Annotated in this window: 15 protein-coding genes; 3 read left to right on the top strand and 12 right to left on the bottom strand. The window is 29.6% G+C overall.

Features of this window, described 5'->3' with window-relative positions:
* Positions 1-303 precede the first annotated feature (303 nt).
* Positions 304-498, bottom strand: coding sequence for a hypothetical protein (locus KQI16_RS06015; RefSeq protein ID WP_216432788.1), 195 nt, complete (start codon positions 496-498; stop codon positions 304-306).
* Between the two features lie 203 nt (positions 499-701).
* Here KQI16_RS06015 and nifJ point away from each other — a divergent pair, with 203 nt between their 5' ends.
* Complete coding sequence (gene nifJ, locus KQI16_RS06010) at positions 702-4,223, top strand: pyruvate:ferredoxin (flavodoxin) oxidoreductase (protein WP_216432787.1); 3,522 nt, start codon at positions 702-704, stop codon at positions 4,221-4,223.
* 56 nt (positions 4,224-4,279) lie between these two features.
* Here the strand turns inward: nifJ and KQI16_RS06005 are convergent, their stop codons facing one another.
* The 8 genes from KQI16_RS06005 to KQI16_RS05970 form a co-directional block, all read right to left on the bottom strand.
* Positions 4,280-4,444 carry a CDIF630_02480 family spore surface protein gene (locus KQI16_RS06005; protein ID WP_119865462.1) on the bottom strand — a complete coding sequence of 55 codons (165 nt, stop codon included), beginning with the start codon at positions 4,442-4,444 and terminating at the stop codon, positions 4,280-4,282.
* A 107-nt stretch (positions 4,445-4,551) separates the two neighbouring features.
* Entirely contained in the window at positions 4,552-5,034 is a 483-nt protein-coding gene (locus KQI16_RS06000) for a hypothetical protein (RefSeq protein ID WP_216432786.1), read from the bottom strand.
* Positions 5,035-5,229: 195 nt separating this feature from the next.
* Positions 5,230-6,369, bottom strand: coding sequence for a toxic anion resistance protein (locus KQI16_RS05995; RefSeq protein WP_216432785.1), 1,140 nt, complete (start codon positions 6,367-6,369; stop codon positions 5,230-5,232).
* 24 nt (positions 6,370-6,393) lie between these two features.
* Positions 6,394-7,554 carry a 5-bromo-4-chloroindolyl phosphate hydrolysis family protein gene (locus tag KQI16_RS05990; protein ID WP_119865465.1) on the bottom strand — a complete coding sequence of 387 codons (1,161 nt, stop codon included), beginning with the start codon at positions 7,552-7,554 and terminating at the stop codon, positions 6,394-6,396.
* Positions 7,555-7,732: 178 nt separating this feature from the next.
* Positions 7,733-8,314, bottom strand: coding sequence for a molybdenum cofactor guanylyltransferase (locus KQI16_RS05985; RefSeq protein ID WP_216432784.1), 582 nt, complete (start codon positions 8,312-8,314; stop codon positions 7,733-7,735).
* 9 nt (positions 8,315-8,323) lie between these two features.
* Positions 8,324-9,523 carry a molybdopterin molybdotransferase MoeA gene (locus tag KQI16_RS05980; RefSeq protein ID WP_286172905.1) on the bottom strand — a complete coding sequence of 400 codons (1,200 nt, stop codon included), beginning with the start codon at positions 9,521-9,523 and terminating at the stop codon, positions 8,324-8,326.
* Positions 9,520-10,023: a molybdopterin-guanine dinucleotide biosynthesis protein B gene (mobB, locus tag KQI16_RS05975; protein WP_216432782.1), complete on the bottom strand. Its 504-nt coding sequence runs from the start codon at positions 10,021-10,023 to the stop codon at positions 9,520-9,522. The genes KQI16_RS05980 and mobB overlap by 4 nt, the downstream gene beginning before the upstream one ends.
* A 12-nt stretch (positions 10,024-10,035) precedes the next feature.
* Positions 10,036-10,605 (bottom strand): TetR/AcrR family transcriptional regulator, encoded by a 570-nt coding sequence (locus KQI16_RS05970; RefSeq protein ID WP_216432781.1) that lies wholly within the window; start codon positions 10,603-10,605, stop codon positions 10,036-10,038.
* Positions 10,606-10,793: 188 nt separating this feature from the next.
* On the opposite strand from KQI16_RS05970, the gene KQI16_RS05965 reads away from it, so the two are divergent.
* A complete protein-coding gene (locus KQI16_RS05965; RefSeq protein WP_216432780.1) occupies positions 10,794-12,740 on the top strand; it encodes a YhgE/Pip family protein in 1,947 nt (648 codons plus the stop codon).
* Here the strand turns inward: KQI16_RS05965 and KQI16_RS05960 are convergent.
* A complete protein-coding gene (locus tag KQI16_RS05960) occupies positions 12,690-13,652 on the bottom strand; it encodes a tRNA dihydrouridine synthase (protein WP_216432779.1) in 963 nt (320 codons plus the stop codon). The genes KQI16_RS05965 and KQI16_RS05960 overlap by 51 nt on opposite strands.
* A gap of 71 nt (positions 13,653-13,723) precedes the next feature.
* A complete protein-coding gene (locus KQI16_RS05955; protein ID WP_216432778.1) occupies positions 13,724-14,335 on the bottom strand; it encodes a TraR/DksA C4-type zinc finger protein in 612 nt (203 codons plus the stop codon).
* 170 nt (positions 14,336-14,505) lie between these two features.
* On the opposite strand from KQI16_RS05955, the gene KQI16_RS05950 reads away from it, so the two are divergent.
* Entirely contained in the window at positions 14,506-15,774 is a 1,269-nt protein-coding gene (locus tag KQI16_RS05950; RefSeq protein ID WP_216432777.1) for a DUF4317 domain-containing protein, read from the top strand.
* Between the two features lie 296 nt (positions 15,775-16,070).
* Here KQI16_RS05950 and KQI16_RS05945 read toward each other — a convergent pair.
* Positions 16,071-17,656: ABC transporter ATP-binding protein (locus KQI16_RS05945; protein ID WP_216432776.1), on the bottom strand; the 1,586-nt coding region annotated here is incomplete at its 5' end.

Here is a 17,656-nt window from a genome sequence, read left to right as displayed (position 1 = left end):
AATCCATCTCCTCTACAAACTGGCTTAGTAATCGCACAGAATCATTACTTGGAATTATGCAATCAATATCAAAAGGAAGTTTTAGTTGATAAACCTTTTGATTTAAAGTATAATTTTTTTGTAAAATGTTATGTTTTATCATACTAATATTTTACCATAAATCCCTTACTTCTCGAAGTTCGGGATTTATTTTTTTACATAAAAAAGGAGCTACGCACTAATCACTTAGTGCGACAGCCCCATAATTTTATGTATTAAATTTTTAAAAATTATGTATATTTTATTCTATAATAAATCCATTCTTTAAATTTTAAATCTATTAGATAAAACAGACAATCTCTCTGCTAAGTCTGTTACATTAGTCATTGCATTATTAACTTCATTTATGCTAGAAGAAATTGTATTTGTTGAAAGAGAGATTTCATTAGACATTTTATGTACAAACTCTGCATCATTTTGATATTGTATTCCTGTTTCTTTTAACATTATCAACAGCATTATTTATTCTTTTTGAAAGCCATTTAGCCATACCATAGCCTAGTATAAATTAATAATTTTTAAATAAAAATTATTATATTACTAAATAATATATTAAAATCACTATAATAAATGCACTTTTTAACATGAATAGTTTTCCTCATAATTCAAATAATAAATCAGACGAGAAATATCTATTTTAAATAATGAGGAGGACTATTTTAATGCAAAAAGTTATAAAAACAATGGACGGAAATCAAGCTGCCGCATATGCTTCCTATAATTTTACTGAAGTAGCAGCTATCTTCCCAATTACTCCTTCTACTCCTATGGGAGAAGCTGTAGATGAATGGGCAGCTCATGGAAAGAAAAATATGTTTAATCAAACAGTAAAAGTTGTAGAAATGCAATCAGAAGCCGGTGCTGCTGGTGCTGTACATGGTTCTGCTCAAGCTGGAGCCTTAACCACAACATACACAGCATCTCAAGGTTTGCTTCTTATGATTCCAAATATGTATAAAATAGCAGGAGAATTATTGCCGGTAGTTTTCCATGTAAGTGCCCGTGCAATTGCTACTCATGCCCTATCAATATTTGGAGATCATCAAGATGTTATGGCAACTAGGCAAACAGGCTTTGCTATGCTTGCTTCATCTAATGTTCAAGAGGTTATGGATTTAGCTTGCGTAGCCCATTTAAGTGCAATTAAAGGAAGAGTTCCATTTACTCATTTCTTTGATGGTTTTAGAACTTCTCATGAATATCAAAAAATTGAAGTGCCAGATTTTAATCAAATTAACAAACTTGTAGATAAAGAAGCATTAAAGGCCTTCAAAAATAATGCACTAAATCCAGAACATCCAGTAGCAAGAGGTACTGCTCAAAACCCTGATATATACTTCCAAGGAAGGGAAGTTCAAAATCCATTTTATTTAGCTATACCAGATATAGTTGAACAATATATGAGGGAAATAGAAAGCATTACAGGAAGAGCTTATCATCCATTTGATTATTATGGCGACCCAGAAGCTGAACATATAATTGTGGCTATAGGTTCAGTATGTGATACTACAAGTGAAGTAATTGACTACTTAAGAGCTAAGGGCGAAAAGGTAGGAATGATTAAAGTTCACTTATACAGACCATTTAGTGAAAAATACTTCTTTAAAGTACTTCCTAAAACTGTTAAGAAAATTGCAGTACTAGACAGAACAAAGGAACCAGGTTCTATTGGTGAACCATTATACTTAGATGTATCTAAGTTATTCTATAACAAAGAAAATAAACCTATTATTGTTGGAGGAAGATACGGCTTAGCTTCTAAGGATACTACTCCTGCTCAAATTCTAGCTGTATTTGATAACTTAAAATCTGATAATCCAAAGGATAATTTCACAATAGGAATAGTTGATGACGTTACTTATACTTCTTTAGCTAAAGGAGATGAAATTGACACTACTCCAGAAGGAACAATAAGCTGTAAATTTATCGGACTTGGATCTGATGGTACTGTTGGAGCAAATAAGAGTGCTATTAAAATTATTGGAGATAATACAGAGCTATATGCTCAAGCTTATTTTGAATATGATAGTAAAAAATCAGGTGGTTCAACTATATCCCACTTAAGATTTGGAAAAAGTCCTATAAAATCTCCTTATTTAGTTTATAATGCAGACTATATAGCTTGTCACAACAAGTCCTTCTTATATAACCTTAATGTGTTAAAGGGACTAAAGAAAGGCGGTACATTTGTACTTAACTGTCCATGGAGTGAAGAAGAACTTGAAACTAAGCTTCCTGCAATATTTAAGAGATATATAGCAAAAAATAATATACAATTCTATATCATAGATGCAAATAGAATTGCTGGTGAAATTGGCTTAGGCAACAGAATTAATATGGTAATGCAAGCAGCCTTCTTTAAATTAGCAAATATAATACCTGTAGAAGATGCAGTTAAGCATTTAAAGAAATCAATTGTTGATATGTATGGCAAAAATGGTGAAAAAATAGTAGATGCTAATAAGGCTGCAGTAGACAGAGGTATAGATTCCTTAGTAAAGGTCAATGTACCTGAAAGCTGGGCAAATGTAGCAGATGAAGAAGCTCCAATTAAGGATGAACCAGAATTTGTTAAAAAGATACAACGTCCTATGGAAAGACATGAAGGTGATAATCTTCCAACAAGCGCCTTCATTGGAATGGAAGATGGAACTTTCCCATTAGGTACTACTGCTTATGAAAAACGTGGTATTGCTGTTTATCTTCCTGAATGGCAGATAGACAAATGTATCCAATGCGGTCAATGCTCCTATGTATGTCCTCATGCTACCATAAGACAATTCTTAGTCAGCGAAGAAGAGCAAAAAAATGCTCCTGAAACCTTCTATACTAAGAAGGCTACAGGAAAAGGTCTTGGAGATTATGGCTTTAGAATCCAGGTAGCTCCTCTTGACTGTACTGGCTGTGGAAACTGTGCTGATGTTTGTCCTGCACCTGGTAAGGCTTTAATAATGAAACCAGCAGAAGAACAAATAATAGAACAAGAAGAAAATTGGGAATATGCAATGACCTTAACTCCAAAAGAAGATTTAATGGATAGAAATACATTAAAGGGAAGTCAATTTGTAAGACCTCTTCTTGAATTCAATGGAGCTTGCCCAGGCTGTGGAGAAACACCATATATTAGACTTTTAACTCAATTATTCGGTGAAAGAATGATTATAGCTAATGCAACAGGCTGTTCTTCTATTTGGGGAGCAAGCGCCCCTGCCATTGCTTATACAACTAATGAAGAAGGAAAAGGACCTGCATGGGCAAATTCATTATTTGAAGATAATGCTGAGTTTGGCTATGGAATGTATCTTGCAGTTAAGCAGCAAAGAGAAAAGCTTGCAGATTTAGTAAAAGAAGCTTTAGAATCAGCAGACTTTGATGAAGAAGCTAAAGCAGCCTTCACTGAATGGCTTGATAACTTTAATAATGGGGTAGGTTCTAAACTTGCTTCCAATAAGCTTTTATCAGCACTTAATAATCCAAAGTATGCTAATAATAATATTGCCAAGGAAATATTAGAAAGAAAGGATTATCTAGTTAAAAAATCTCAATGGATAATTGGTGGAGATGGCTGGGCTTACGATATTGGATTTGGAGGCTTAGACCATGTTCTTGCAAGCGGTGAAGATGTAAATATATTTGTAATGGATACTGAAATCTATTCAAATACAGGAGGTCAGGCATCAAAATCATCTCAAACTGCTCAAGTTGCTAAGTTTGCTGCTGCTGGAAAGAGAACTAGAAAGAAAGATTTAGGTCTTATGGCTATGAGTTATGGTTATGTTTATGTAGCTCAAATAGCTATGGGAGCTAATATGAATCAAACAATAAAGGTTCTTGCTGAAGCTGAAAGCTATCCTGGCCCATCACTTATCATAGCTTATGCTCCATGTATAAGCCATGGAATTAAAATTGGAATGGGAAATAGCATGAGAGAAATGAAAAAAGCTGTAGATTCTGGATATTGGCATTTATATAGATACAATCCTTTATTAAAAGAGGAAGGAAAGAATCCATTTATCCTTGAATCTAAGCCACCTAAAGAATCTTATAGAGATTTCTTAAGTGGCGAAATACGTTTCTCTTCATTAATGAAAGTATTCCCTGAAGTTGCAGACCAACTATTTAATGAAGCAGAAAAGAATGCCCAAGAAAGATATGAAGTTTATAAACGCTTATCTGAAGCATAAAATTATCACTAAAATAAAAATCCCCAAATTTGGGGATTTTTATTTTAAGATTAAATTTATTTTTGATTTGAATCAACATATTCCTTAGCATTAGCAGCTTGAACTTCACTTGGCTCTGTTACTTTAGAAACAGGCTTAGTTTTTTCAATATTTGCCCAGGCTGCAGTTTCATGTTTTTCTATAGGCATTCCAACAAACTTTTCTTTAAATTTATTTGTCATTTGTAATCCTCCTTAAATGCAATTAGATATAATAAAAACTTATATCAATATTATTATTAACCTATAGAAAAAAACTATGACTATATTAGATTTACAATTTCTTCTTTCTATTCACTTGCAGTTAACTCTGCTTCTTTTTCTTTTAATACCTTTAATAAATCCTTATATTCATCGCCTTCTAAACTCTTGAACATTTGAGTATTTTCATAATGATATTTATAAGGTTCTTTAAATTCCTTTATGTTTTCAATTTCAATACAGCAAATTTTATCTTTATAATTAAAATGATTTTTTACCTTTGATTCACCGTTAATTAACTGTATAAAAAGATTTATATTATGCTGACCGTTTCTTTGTCTATAATATTTCCAAGCCTCATCAACTGTTTTTATGCTGGTATTTCCATTAAAGCTTGCTACAGCTATAAATGCTTCTTTTTCTGTACTGTATAAGAACATTTTTCCATCCTTAGAAATAGTTTTAAAACTTTGTGGATAAGGTTTCCAAAGGTTTGCCAAATCCATATATCCATTCTTTTTAATAAAATCAAACCATTTATCCGATGTTCTTGCTAAACAATATTTCGCCATATAAATCCTCCCATTTAATAAAGATTTTCTATTAAAATAACATCTATCTATACTATATATAATTTTATTTATGTTTTTAGAACTTGTTTTTAATAATCAATTACGCTTTTAAAAAAGTAAGGTTTATATAATTGGAAAGATAAAAAAACAGAACAATATCTTAATTAGATTTTGTTCTGTATAAGAAAAACTCTATTATCTTTTTATTTCTAATAGTTTATTTTTTAATTGCTCTTCAATATTTCTTAATTCTAATTCAGCATTTTTACGCTTTTCACGTCCTTCTTCCTGTATTCGTAATATTTCATCAATAGTTGAAATTAAGGATTCATTTGTGTAACGAAGAGTTTCAATATCAACAATTCCTCTTTCAGATTCTTTAGCAGTTTCTATAGTTGAAATTTTTAAAGTTTCTGCATTTTTTCTTAAAAGTTCATTAGTCATATCTGTTACTTCCCTTTGTACCTTAGCTGCATTAGATGAATGTGCAACTCCTAGAGCCAATACAATTTGACTTTTCCAAAGAGGAATAGTATTTACAAGAGTAGATTGAATTTTTTCAGACATTAGGGCGTCATTATTTTGAATTAAACGAATTTGTGGAGCCATTTGCAGTGAAATCATCTTTGTTAACTCTAAATCATGTATTTTTTTCTCAAAGCGATTGCAAAGGGCTATAAAATCATTAACTTCCTGGGCATCCTGTGGAAGACCACTGGCCTTTGCCTTAGCTTGTAATTTGGGCAATTCCTCTTGTTCTAATTTTTGAAGTTTCTTTTTACCAGCTAAGATATACATAGAAAGCTCTTTAAAGTAAACCTTATTTATTTCATACATTTTATCTAACATAGCAATATCTTTTAATAGCTGTATTTGGTGCTTTTCTAAAGTCTCACACATCTTATTAATATTTTCTTCTACCTTTGCATACTTCACTTTCATTTGAGTAATTTTATTTTTCCCTTTTTTAAATAAGCCTAAGATACCTTTTTGTTCTTCTGCATCTTCAAAATTCTTAAGCTCATATACTACATTAGAAAGGATATCACCTATTTCTCCTAAATCCTTAGTTCTAACATTGTCTAAAGCTGTTTCAGAGAAGTCTGCAATTTTCTTTTGAGCACCTACTCCATATTGTAAAATTGAATTTGAATCTCTTAAATTAATCTTTTCTACAAATTGATCTACCATTTTCTTTTCTTCATCTGTTAAAGGAATATCTTCAATCTTTTCCTTTTGTACTTCTTCTACCTTAACAACAGGACTTTCATCTTGAAAAGGTTCAAAAACTAACTCTGGCTTTATTTCTATATTTTCATTAAAATCATTATTCACTCTAACACCCTCTTTGTATCTATATTACTTTTCAAAATCATTTTCGGTTAACCCTTCTTGTTTAAATAAGGTTTTTAAAACAGAAATATCAGTAGAAATATCTAAAGCCATATCTTCATATAAATCATCTAATAAATTTTCAAAAGCAGTATTTATTAAATCAATACTCTTTTCTATTTCAATTTTAGCCTTTTTAATATTATCTCCCTGAACTGGCTGATTATTTAGTTCTTTATAGGAATTAATCAATTTAATTGTCATCGGAAGATAATGATTAATGAACTTATTTACTTCATTTAACTTTTTAGGATTCTTTTCAATATAATTAAGTATTTGGTTAACTATATTTTGTAACTTACCAAGTTTTAATGAAAATTCTTCTTTATACAATTGATTCTTTACATTTTTAATCTCTTCAATATAATTTCTTCCTGTATTAATAATAGTGTTTACCTTATCATTTTCTTCTTCATTTGATCTTGATTTATTTTCTAACTTATCCTTTTCGTGCTTTTTAATATTTTGTTGTCTTTTTAAATTTAAATAATTTTCATAAACTTCATTTGTAAGCATAAAATGCGTTTCTTCATCATCTATATGACCTTCTTTAAACATATTAAGATCAATCATCTTTCTTAAATCCTTAATAACAAACTTTTCTTTTTTTCCAACAATTCTAGCTAAATCGTTAATTAAACAATAAGTGTTATCATCTAGGAAATTTACATATTTTTTAAAACGCCTTATTCTTTTTCTTATATTTATTCCATTTATGGTTACTCCCAAACTTGAAGCAAAGAAAGCTGCTATAACTCCCAATCCAACTAGACCTCCTCCTAACATATCAGGAACAACAGTAGTTACTATTGAAAAAACAGCTAGCAAGATTCCAAATACAAAGCTTCCAATTGAACCAAATATTATATAAAGAATTCCTGCAACAGTGCCAGCAGGTTTCTTTTCAATATATAATGTTATATCTTTTTTATTTGATTTATTTAAATTTGTGTACCTATTTTCTATCTTATTATTATATTCCTTTAATTTAGTTTTAAACTCATTTATTGTTTCATCAGTTTTACTGGCAATATCTCTTGTTATTGAAGCAAAATTTATAGCATTAAGTGCATTTTTTACAGTATCCATAATTTGATCTTCTAAATCAGAAAAGTCCTTTCTATACATGGTCTTGCCTCCAAATTATTTTTTATTACCATAATAATATTTTAGATTTATTATATCTTATTCTTACTTTAATTACAATTTACATAGTCTAAAATTATGGAAAAAAATAGGCTTAAGTATACTATATAAGTATACTTAAGCCTATTTTTTTGTCCTTAATATTTTTCAAAAATATAAGTTAATCTTGTAATAAAAGCAAATCATTATATTCTTTAGTTGTATTTATATTTAAAAAATATTTTTCATTTAATTCTTCATAATCTTTATCTTCAATTATTTTATAATTTGTAGTCCTAATGAAAGCCTGCAATTTATTTTGCTCTTCTATAAGTGCCTTTTCTATTTTAGGAATTAAGCTTTTAGAATATATTGAACATAAAGGCTGTAATTTCCCCTTAATTTTTGGTACCAATACTTCATATTCTCCAATTATACTGCCTATTGTGTTTAAGCTTCTTTCTGAAATTAAAGGCATATCACAGGCTATACATAATACTTTGTCATATTTTGCATTTATAAGGGCAGAATGTATGCCTGATAAGGGACCATTTCCTAAATATATATCCCTATAAACTTTCACTGGCAAAACATAGCTTAAATATTTATTATTAGAAATTACAATTATTTCATCAAAACTTTTTCCACTATTTATTATATGTTCTATAAAAGTTTTTTCTTTATAAAGCAGTAAAGCCTTATCATTATAATTCATTCTGCTGCTCTTTCCACCAGCTATAATAGCCAAACTTTTCTTTATCATGATTTCCACCTAAAGTTTTATAATATTTACTAAGTCCCCTTTAAATTTCACTCCATTATCAGCTTCTATTTCAATTATGCAATTAGAATTTAAAGCTGAACTAAGGATACCATTTCCTGATTTTATTTGGGTTATATTAACGTATTGCTTTCCATCAATAATTTCAAATCTACCCCTTAAAAATCTCCTTTTTGAGCCTTTCTTATTAATATCCTGAAGCAAAATTGCCTTTTCCTTTTTTATCTTTATCTCTTTAGCACCAGATAGTTTCTCCAAAGTTACCTTTACCAATAACTCAAAAGTAGTTAATGCTGCAGTTGGATTACCTGATAGACTTATTACTATCGCCTTATTTACCTTGCTGCATAAGACAGCAGAACCTGGCTTTATATTAACTTTCCAGAACAATTTTTCTCCCTTTGCAAGATCAATAGCCTCCTTAATGATATCCTTCTCCCCAACAGAAACTCCTCCTGTTGTAATTATTAAATCTACTTCCTTAGATAGTTTCTCTATATATTTAGCAATTTTATTATAATCATCATTAATATGATTTATATCTTTTACATTATATCCAAGTTCCTTTACTCTAGATAAAATTGAATATTTATTGCTGTTATAAATTTTCCCTTCTTCAAGTTTATTATTTATATCTATAACTTCATCTCCAGTACTAATAAATGCTAATTCAGGCTTTTTATATACCCATATTTCACCTATCCCTGAACTTGCTAAAATTCCTATATCAGCATAATCAAGTTTCTTCCCCTCTTTTATTAATAATGCCCCCTTAGATATGTCCTCACCTTTTTCGCAGATATTTTCCCCTTTCACAATCTTATTTTTTAAAATTATATAATCCCCTTCTATAATAACATTCTCCTGCTTTATAACAGCATCTGCCCCTTTAGGAATAGCTGCACCAGTCATTACTTTAACGGCTGTTCCTTTAGTAACATCCCCCTTATAAACTTCTCCTGCATATATTTTTCCTACTACTTTTAACCTTTCTGAATCTCCTGCAATTATTGCATAACCATCCATTGCTGATTTATCAAAGGGAGGATTATCTATTTTAGAGTAAATATCCTGAGCTATTATTCTATTTAATCCATCAAGTAATAGAACTTTTTCCTTTTCAAGATTATTCACCCTATTATTTAAAATTCCTATAGCTTCTTCTAAAGATATAAATGACTTCACTTTCATCCCCCAAATTCAAATTCCTTTTCTTTTTCTATTAAGTCAGCAAGCGCCTTAAAATTTTCTTTATCAACTATTAAAACCCCATCCAAATTTAACTTTACATCACTTGCTACAGCAATTAACTTATCTTTATGGCTTATTACTTTGCTGCTGACTTTATTTCTATATACCTCTATTTTTCTTAAATTGCTATTCTTATAACCCTCTACTAATACAATATCCTTATCTTCTGCTAATTTAATGATATCATTTAAATCAGTTTCTTCCTTTAATTCTTTTATTACTGCCAGCCTAGACTTTGATGATATAATAACAGTTTCAGCCCCAGCTTCCCTATGCTTATATGTATCTTTTCCCTTTTTATCAATATCAAAACCATGAACATCATGTTTTATTGTTGCAACAGTTAATCCCCTCTTTTTTAGTTCTTTGATTAAACCTTCTATAACAAAGGTCTTTCCAACCTTTGATCTTTCTCCAACTATATTTATTACCTTGGGCATACTCCTCATCCTTTAAAGTAATGATTTTAATCCATTTACAATTATATTTTCTGTTAAAATTGCCATATATTCAGGGCTTTCCCTCATTCCATTCTTTAACCAGTAATCTATTAATCCTATAGCTCCATATAATATAAATGAATAATACTTCTCAAAAAGTTCCTTATCATCAAGCTTAAAAATCTTAGACCAATCATTATAACTTTTTTCATATATTACTGAGACTATTTTTTTTACAAAAGCCATGTCTCCCCTATCACAAAGAACAACCATACAAAAATCCTTGTTTTGAGCTATAAAAGTGAAAATATCCTGCAATATTGGTTTTGTCTCGATTTTATTAGGAGAAATTTCATAAGATAAGATCATATCTTGAAATTCTTCATAAAGCTCCTTTTCAATCTCCTCTAGCATATGAAAGACATCTCTATAATGAAGATAAAATGTTCCTCTATTTATATCTGACTTTTCACAAAGTTCCTTTACAGTAATAGAACTTATATTTTTAACTTTCATAAGCTCTATTAAATTTTTTCTTAATATAGCCTTTGTCTTTCTAACTCTTCTATCTGTATTTGTCATAAAAATATCCCTTTCTGAACATTATTATAAGATACTGTTTATTAATGAACTCTTTGAAAAACATTGATTATTGTTTTTAAATTTTAATGTAATTATAATTATTATTGCTAAAAAAAACAACACTATGTTCAAAAACTTATAGCATCTGCACTATTAAATACACTATTAAATAAAGAAGGGGTGATAACATGGAAGATGCAAAAGAAAAAAAATCACAAATATTAAAAATTATTAAGGCACTTGCAATAATAGGAATAATACTAATTCCCTCAATTTATACTACTGTTTTCTTAGGATCAATGTGGGATCCTTATGGAAACTTAGATAAATTGCCTGTGGCTGTAGTAAATTTAGACAAGTCCTGCGATTATAATGGTAAAGAATTATCTATTGGAGAGGAGCTAGTTAAAAACCTAAAAGAAAATAATGCCCTTAATTTTAACTTTGTAGATAAAGAAACTGCTCAGGAAGGCTTAGATAATGGTTCCTATTATATGGTTATTACAATTCCTGAGAATTTTTCTTATAATGCTACAACTCTTTTAGAGGATAATCCTCAAAAAATGGAACTTCAATATAAGGTAAATCCAGGCAAAAATTATATTGCTTCAAAAATGAGCGAATCTGCAATTCAAAAGATTACAAACTCTATAGAAAATAGTGTAACTGAAGTTTATGCAGAAACTGTATTTGATAAATTCTCAGAAATAGGCCTTCAGCTTAAAGATGCTGCTGATGGTGCATCTCAAATAAATAATGGCTTAAAATCACTAAAGGACGGTTCTAATACTATAAGCTCAAATTTAAAGCTTTTATATGACAGTAGTTTAACCTTCAGCGATGGAATAAATAGCTATGAAAAGGGAATTAGCAAATATTTATCTGCAGTAAATGAAATTAAAGATGGCTCTATAACATTAAAGTCAGGAATAAATACTTTAAATAGTAAAGCTTCCTCTCTTTCAGAAGGAGTAAATAATCTTAATATTGGAGCAAACAGCCTATATGCAGGCTTACAAAAATACACTTCAGGTGTTGATTCAATAAAGGATGGAGTTTCTAAACTTAACTCTAATTCTAATGATTTGCTAGCAGGAGCTAATAGTTTAAATAATGGCTTAACAAGTTTAAAAGAAGGAAGTAATAATCTTGTAAATGGTCTAAGATCCTTATCTGCTTCTATAGGAGAAGCTGTTAACAAAGAAAATAGTGAAAATATTAATAAATTAACTTCCTCCTTGAATAGCTTTAACAGCTCAGGTAATGCTTTAGAATCAAATTTAACCAATATTGGAACTTCACTAAAAAATTCTTCATCCTACATTAATGAACTTCAAAAAACAATAGCTGAAATCAGCCGTTCAGAATGGTTCAAGGATTTAGATAGTGAAACACAAAATAAGATTATTAATAACTTATCAGCTCCTTTAGCTGGATTAGGAAATGAACTAACTTCAATTTCTAATCAAATGACTTCTGCTAAGACAGGATTTGAAAGTCTTGCAAATAATAAAGAGCTTATTGCTTCAACAATAACTAATTTATATTCAGGTCTAGAAAAGGTACAATATAGCTTAAATAATCAAATAATACCAGGAGCTGATAGTTTAAATAATGGAATATCTGCCTTAAAGGATGGCAGTGATAAGCTAACTTATGGAATTCAAAGCTATACTTCTGGAGTTTCAAGTTTATACAAAGGTACAAATAACTTAGCTTCAAATTCTGAAAGCCTTGTTAATGGAGCTGAAAGCTTATCAAATGGAACAACTGCTTTAAATAATTCAGTTCCAGCCTTAACTGATGGAATTAATAAACTTGCAGAAGGTTCAAATGATTTATCAGAAGGATTAATTGCTTTATCTAATAATAATCTTTCACTAAGTTCAGGGATTAACAAAATAAATTCTGCTTCTAATTCCATATCAGAAGGGGCATATAAGCTTTATGCCGGCTCTAAAGAATTAAGCAGTGGAGTTTCTAAATTAGAAGAAGGTTCAGAAACTTTAAGTAAAGGTCTAGAAGAAGGTTCAGAAAAGGCATCAACTACTAAGCTTACTGATAGCTCAAAAGAAATGTTTGCTTCACCTATTGAAGGTGTAGAATCCTTTAATAATTTCCTGTTCCCTAAATAAACTTTCAACAGCTTCATTATAATCAACTAACTTTTGAGCCTTCTTAATTTTTTTAGCATATTTTTTGTTATCTGAAAAAATATTTATCATATATCCCCAAAACTCTTTCATTCTAAAAATTGCATTTTTATCTTCATTAAATATCTCTCTATATTTTTGAAAAATTTCATCATGAAATTCCTTAAAAACTTTCTTATCTATAGATTTATCATATTTAATTTCATTTACTAGAGCTGGATTTGCTATTATTCCTCTTCCTAGCATGACTGCATTCACATTAGGAAAGGCTTGTATAAATTCCTTATAATTCTCTATTGTAAAAATATCTCCATTGTAGCAAACTGGATTCTTGCTTAAGGATAAAGCTTCCCTAAAAATATCTAGATTAGGTTTATTGCCATAAAAGTCCTGCCTTGTTCTAGGATGAATTATTAATTCTTCCAAGGGATATTTATTATAAATTTTTATTAATTCATAAAATTCCTCTGGCCTATCTTTTCCCAATCTAGTTTTTATAGAAATTTTCATATCATCTATCTTAAATATTTCTTCTAAAAACTTATCAAGCTCTTCTTTTTTAGCTAAAAATCCAGAGCCTCTCCCCTTAGATACTACTGTACCTGAAGGGCATCCTAAATTTAAGTTTATTTCATTATATCCTAACTTCTGAAGTTTTCTAGCAGTTGCAATAAAACCTTCTGCATCATTTGTAAGTATTTGTGGAATAAGATTTATCCCTATATTATTTTCAGGCAATATATCTCTTAACTCCCTAGTTTTAAGACTTCTACTGCTATTAGGAACAATAAAGGGCGCAAAATATTTATCAAAATTATCTCCAAAATATTTTCTATAAGCATTTCTATATATAAAAACTGTAAGTCCTTCTAATGGTGCTAGATAATATTTCATTTAACTACTCCTTTGTTTAAATTATATGAAATATTATAGCATCCTCTTTTTTTCTTATCTAGATAAGAAATTTATGTCAATTGATTTTTATATTGTTGATTGCTTATTTTTTCTATTTCCTCAACGTATACTTCATCATCTTCTTCATAATCATAGCCTTCATAATCATCTATTTTATTATGCCTTTGTAAGGCTTGATATGTATCTTCTAAATCAAAGCCTACTGAGTCATCAGTATGATGAGTAAAACTATGTCTAAAAGGTTCCCCAATTACACTTTCCTCTGTAACTCTTTTTTGAGAATTATAGCTTTTCACTTTGCTAATTGTATCCTGACATTCAATACAGTTTTCTGCATAAGGTAAGGCTTTTAACCTCTCTATATCTATATCCTTTCCACAAATTTTACACTTACCATAAGTACCTTCTTTTATAGATTTTAATGCATTGTCTATTTTCTCTAATAAAACTTCTTCATTTGCCTCAAGAGCCTTTCCAAGTTCAACTTGATAACCTTCATCAGCAATGTCTGCAGGATGATTATCATAAAAGGATAATTCACTGGCAGTTTCAGCATTAAATTGAGTTGCTCCATTTTTATTTAACTGATTTATAAGCCCGCTGACTTTTTTCTTTTCTATAAGAAGCTTGTTTTTAAAATATTTTAATTGATCCTTATCCATATAAATCCTCCCTTTAAAAGTTTATATAATTATATTTTCTCAAAAGAAGATTTTTTTATGTTAACTAATAATATATTTTTAGTTTACTTACTTGCAGACTTATTTTTTGAACACTATACTATATTAAGTAAGATATTTTTTCAAAAACTCAGAAAATGAGAGGGATTTAAATGAATAAAAAAGATATTTTAGAGCTAAAAAAACGTTTTAAAAAAGATGATTGCAGCTTTACCAGACTAACTGGATGTTATGTAAATGGAGATAAAAATATTATACTACACCTTAATGAAAGCTTTTTAAACCTTGAAGAAGATGAACTGTTTAAATATTTAGAAATTGCAAAAAAGACTTTATCAGGAACTATTGGTAATAACCTTCTTGAACTTAACTTCCCTATTAATGAAGAGGAAATTGGAGGAAGACAAAAATCTTTAATGATATTAAAGGCAAGCCAATTAAAAGATGAAAATCTACTTGATAATTTTTATAAAACAATTATAGATAGTTATGATTATACAGGTAATTTTTTAATCCTTCTTTTCCATGACGCCTATGATGTTCTTACTAAAACTAGTGACAATGGAAAATTAGATGAGTCTGAAGAAGTATACGAATATATATTATGTGCTATATGTCCAGTAACCCTTTCAAAACCTGCCCTTGGATATCTAGAGGATCAACATAAAATTGGAGCTCGTAATAGAGATTGGGTAGTAGGTCCGCCTGATATTGGATTTATCTTCCCAGCCTTTACTGATAGAAGCACTGATATTCATTCTGTAATGTACTATACTAAAAATGCAAAGGATCCTCATCCAGAAATTATGGAAGAGGTCCTTGGCTGTTCCCCTAAGCAAACTGCTGCTGAGAAGAAGGAAACCTTCCATACAATTGTAAGCAAGGCCATTGCTGATGACGAAGAAAAGGCAGAAGAAGTATTTTTAGAAATTCAAGAAAATCTCAATAATATTGTTGAAGAAACTGACTTTATTAAGGGTACAGAAAGAGAACCTATTGCATTAACAAATGATACTATCAAGGAAATTTTGGTTGAAACTGGTGTTCCAGAAGAAGTTACAGAAAAAATTGAGAAATCCTTTGTTGAAGCCTTTGGAGATACTCCTCCTGCTGTGGAGGAATTACTTGATTCTAAAGCTCTTCAATTGAATGAAAAAATAAAGAAAGAAAAAGAACTTAAGAAGAAAGTTGAAATTTTAGAAGCTCAGTTAGAAAGGGCAAAAGAGGAAATAGCCTTAGATGCCGAAAACAAACAAGCTTTAGAGGAAAATAAGGCTCTTATCGAAAGTTACGATGTAGTCCTTCAAGTAAAGGCAGAAAAAGTTCCTCAAATAAAATCAGAAATAATTGATGGAAAAAAATGCTTAATTGTCCCATTAGAAGAAAATGAGCAAGCTAATGTTATTAGCATAGATAAATAAAAAGAAGATTGATTCCAATCTTCTTTTTATTATGCAGCAATATTATCTGAAGCATTATTTATTTTAAAATTTTCCTTTAACCTCTAAACTGCTCCTACAAAAATGCCTCTCCAATTATATTTCCTAAGGTTACAAGAATTAAATTAGCAATTAAAAAGATCCCAAATTTATATACTGCAATTTTAATTGTTACTTGCCCCAGCATATTTATCTCCACTGCTAAAAAGTCCAGACTTATTCATCATATATGCTATCAAAATAGAAGCAATAAAGTTTCCAAGATAAACCAAGTACCTCTACATCACATTTAAAAACTTATATTGGGTCATATATAGATCATAATAAATTCCTTTTTTCCTTATTAGCTCATCATGATTTCCTAATTCTGCTATTCTACCATTATCTATAACCATAATCTTATCACAATCTCTAATTGTTGATAATCTATGGGCTACAACAAAGGAAGTTCTTGAATAAAGGAGCTTTTCTATACCACTTTGAACTAATTTTTCTGTTTCAGTATCTATATTAGATGTAGCTTCATCTAATATTAAAATTCTTGGATTTGCAAGTAATGCCCTTGCAAAGGATACTAACTGCCTTTGCCCCAAGTATAATCTAGAACCTCTTTCATTTACTTCAGTATGATATCCTTTTTCTAACTTCATAATAAAGTCATGGGCATTAACTGCTTTCGCTGCAGCTATAACTTCTTCATCACTGGCATCCAATCTTCCATATCTTATATTTTCCATAATTGTAGTAGAAAATAAAAAGGTATCTTGAAGCATTATTCCCATTTGGCTTCTTAATGACTCTAAATCAACATACTTAATATTTTTCCCATCTATAAGAATTTCTCCTGAAGTTGGATCATAAAATCTGCTTAATAAAGAAATAATAGTACTCTTACCAGCCCCTGTTGCTCCAACTAAGGCTATTCTTTCCCCCTTATTAACTTTAAAACTTACATTTTTAAGAACTTCGGTATTATCATCATAAGAAAAACTTACATTTTTAAATTCAACATTTCCATGAATCCTTCCAATTTTCTTTGCATTTTCTGAATTTTTTATGACAGGTTTTATATCTAAAATATCAAATATTCTATCTGCTGCTGAAAAATTTGTAATTAAAGTATTATAGAAATTAGAAAGATTCATTATAGGTCTCCAAAACATTCCTACATACATTAAAAAGGCTATTAATGTACCAATCTGTATTTCATTATTCATTATTAGTTTATAACCTATAAAGAATACTACTAAGGTTCCAACCCCCCAGGATAATTCAACAAGGGGCCAAAAGAAGTCATTTAACTTTACAGCCTTGATAAAAGCATCACCTAATTCCTTAACCATTGCCTTAAAATTTTTCTCTGTCCCCTTTTCCCTTGCAAAGCCTTGTACAACTTTTATTCCTGAAAAGTCTTCATGAGTAAAACCATTTAAATTGGACCTTTTATTTCTATAAACTTCCCATCTTCTTCTTGAATGAATTTCAATATAGAACATAGCAATCCCTAATATAGGCAATAATATAGTGCAGGCCAATGCTAGTTTAAAATTAAGAATAAACATTATAACAGCTACACATACAAGATTTAATAACTGAGGGATAAAGGATTGAATACTTTGAGAAAATAAATTCTTTAAAGCATTAACATCTCCAACTACCCTTGCAAGTATTTTCCCAACCGGCCTGCTGTCAAAAAAATCAAAGGATAAGGTTTGAATATGACTATATAATTCATGTCTTATATTTACTAAAATATTATTAGTTACTGAAGTTATAATAGTCCATCTTATCTTAGATAAAATCCAGGCAATTAAATTTATTATTATTAAAGCTGCTCCTATTATCATTAAACCTTCTACATTTT

The organism is Caproiciproducens sp. MSJ-32 (genome assembly GCF_018918055.1).
Lineage (GTDB): Bacteria > Bacillota > Clostridia > Clostridiales > Clostridiaceae > Clostridium.
This window is presented reverse-complemented; position numbering and strand designations above follow the sequence as displayed.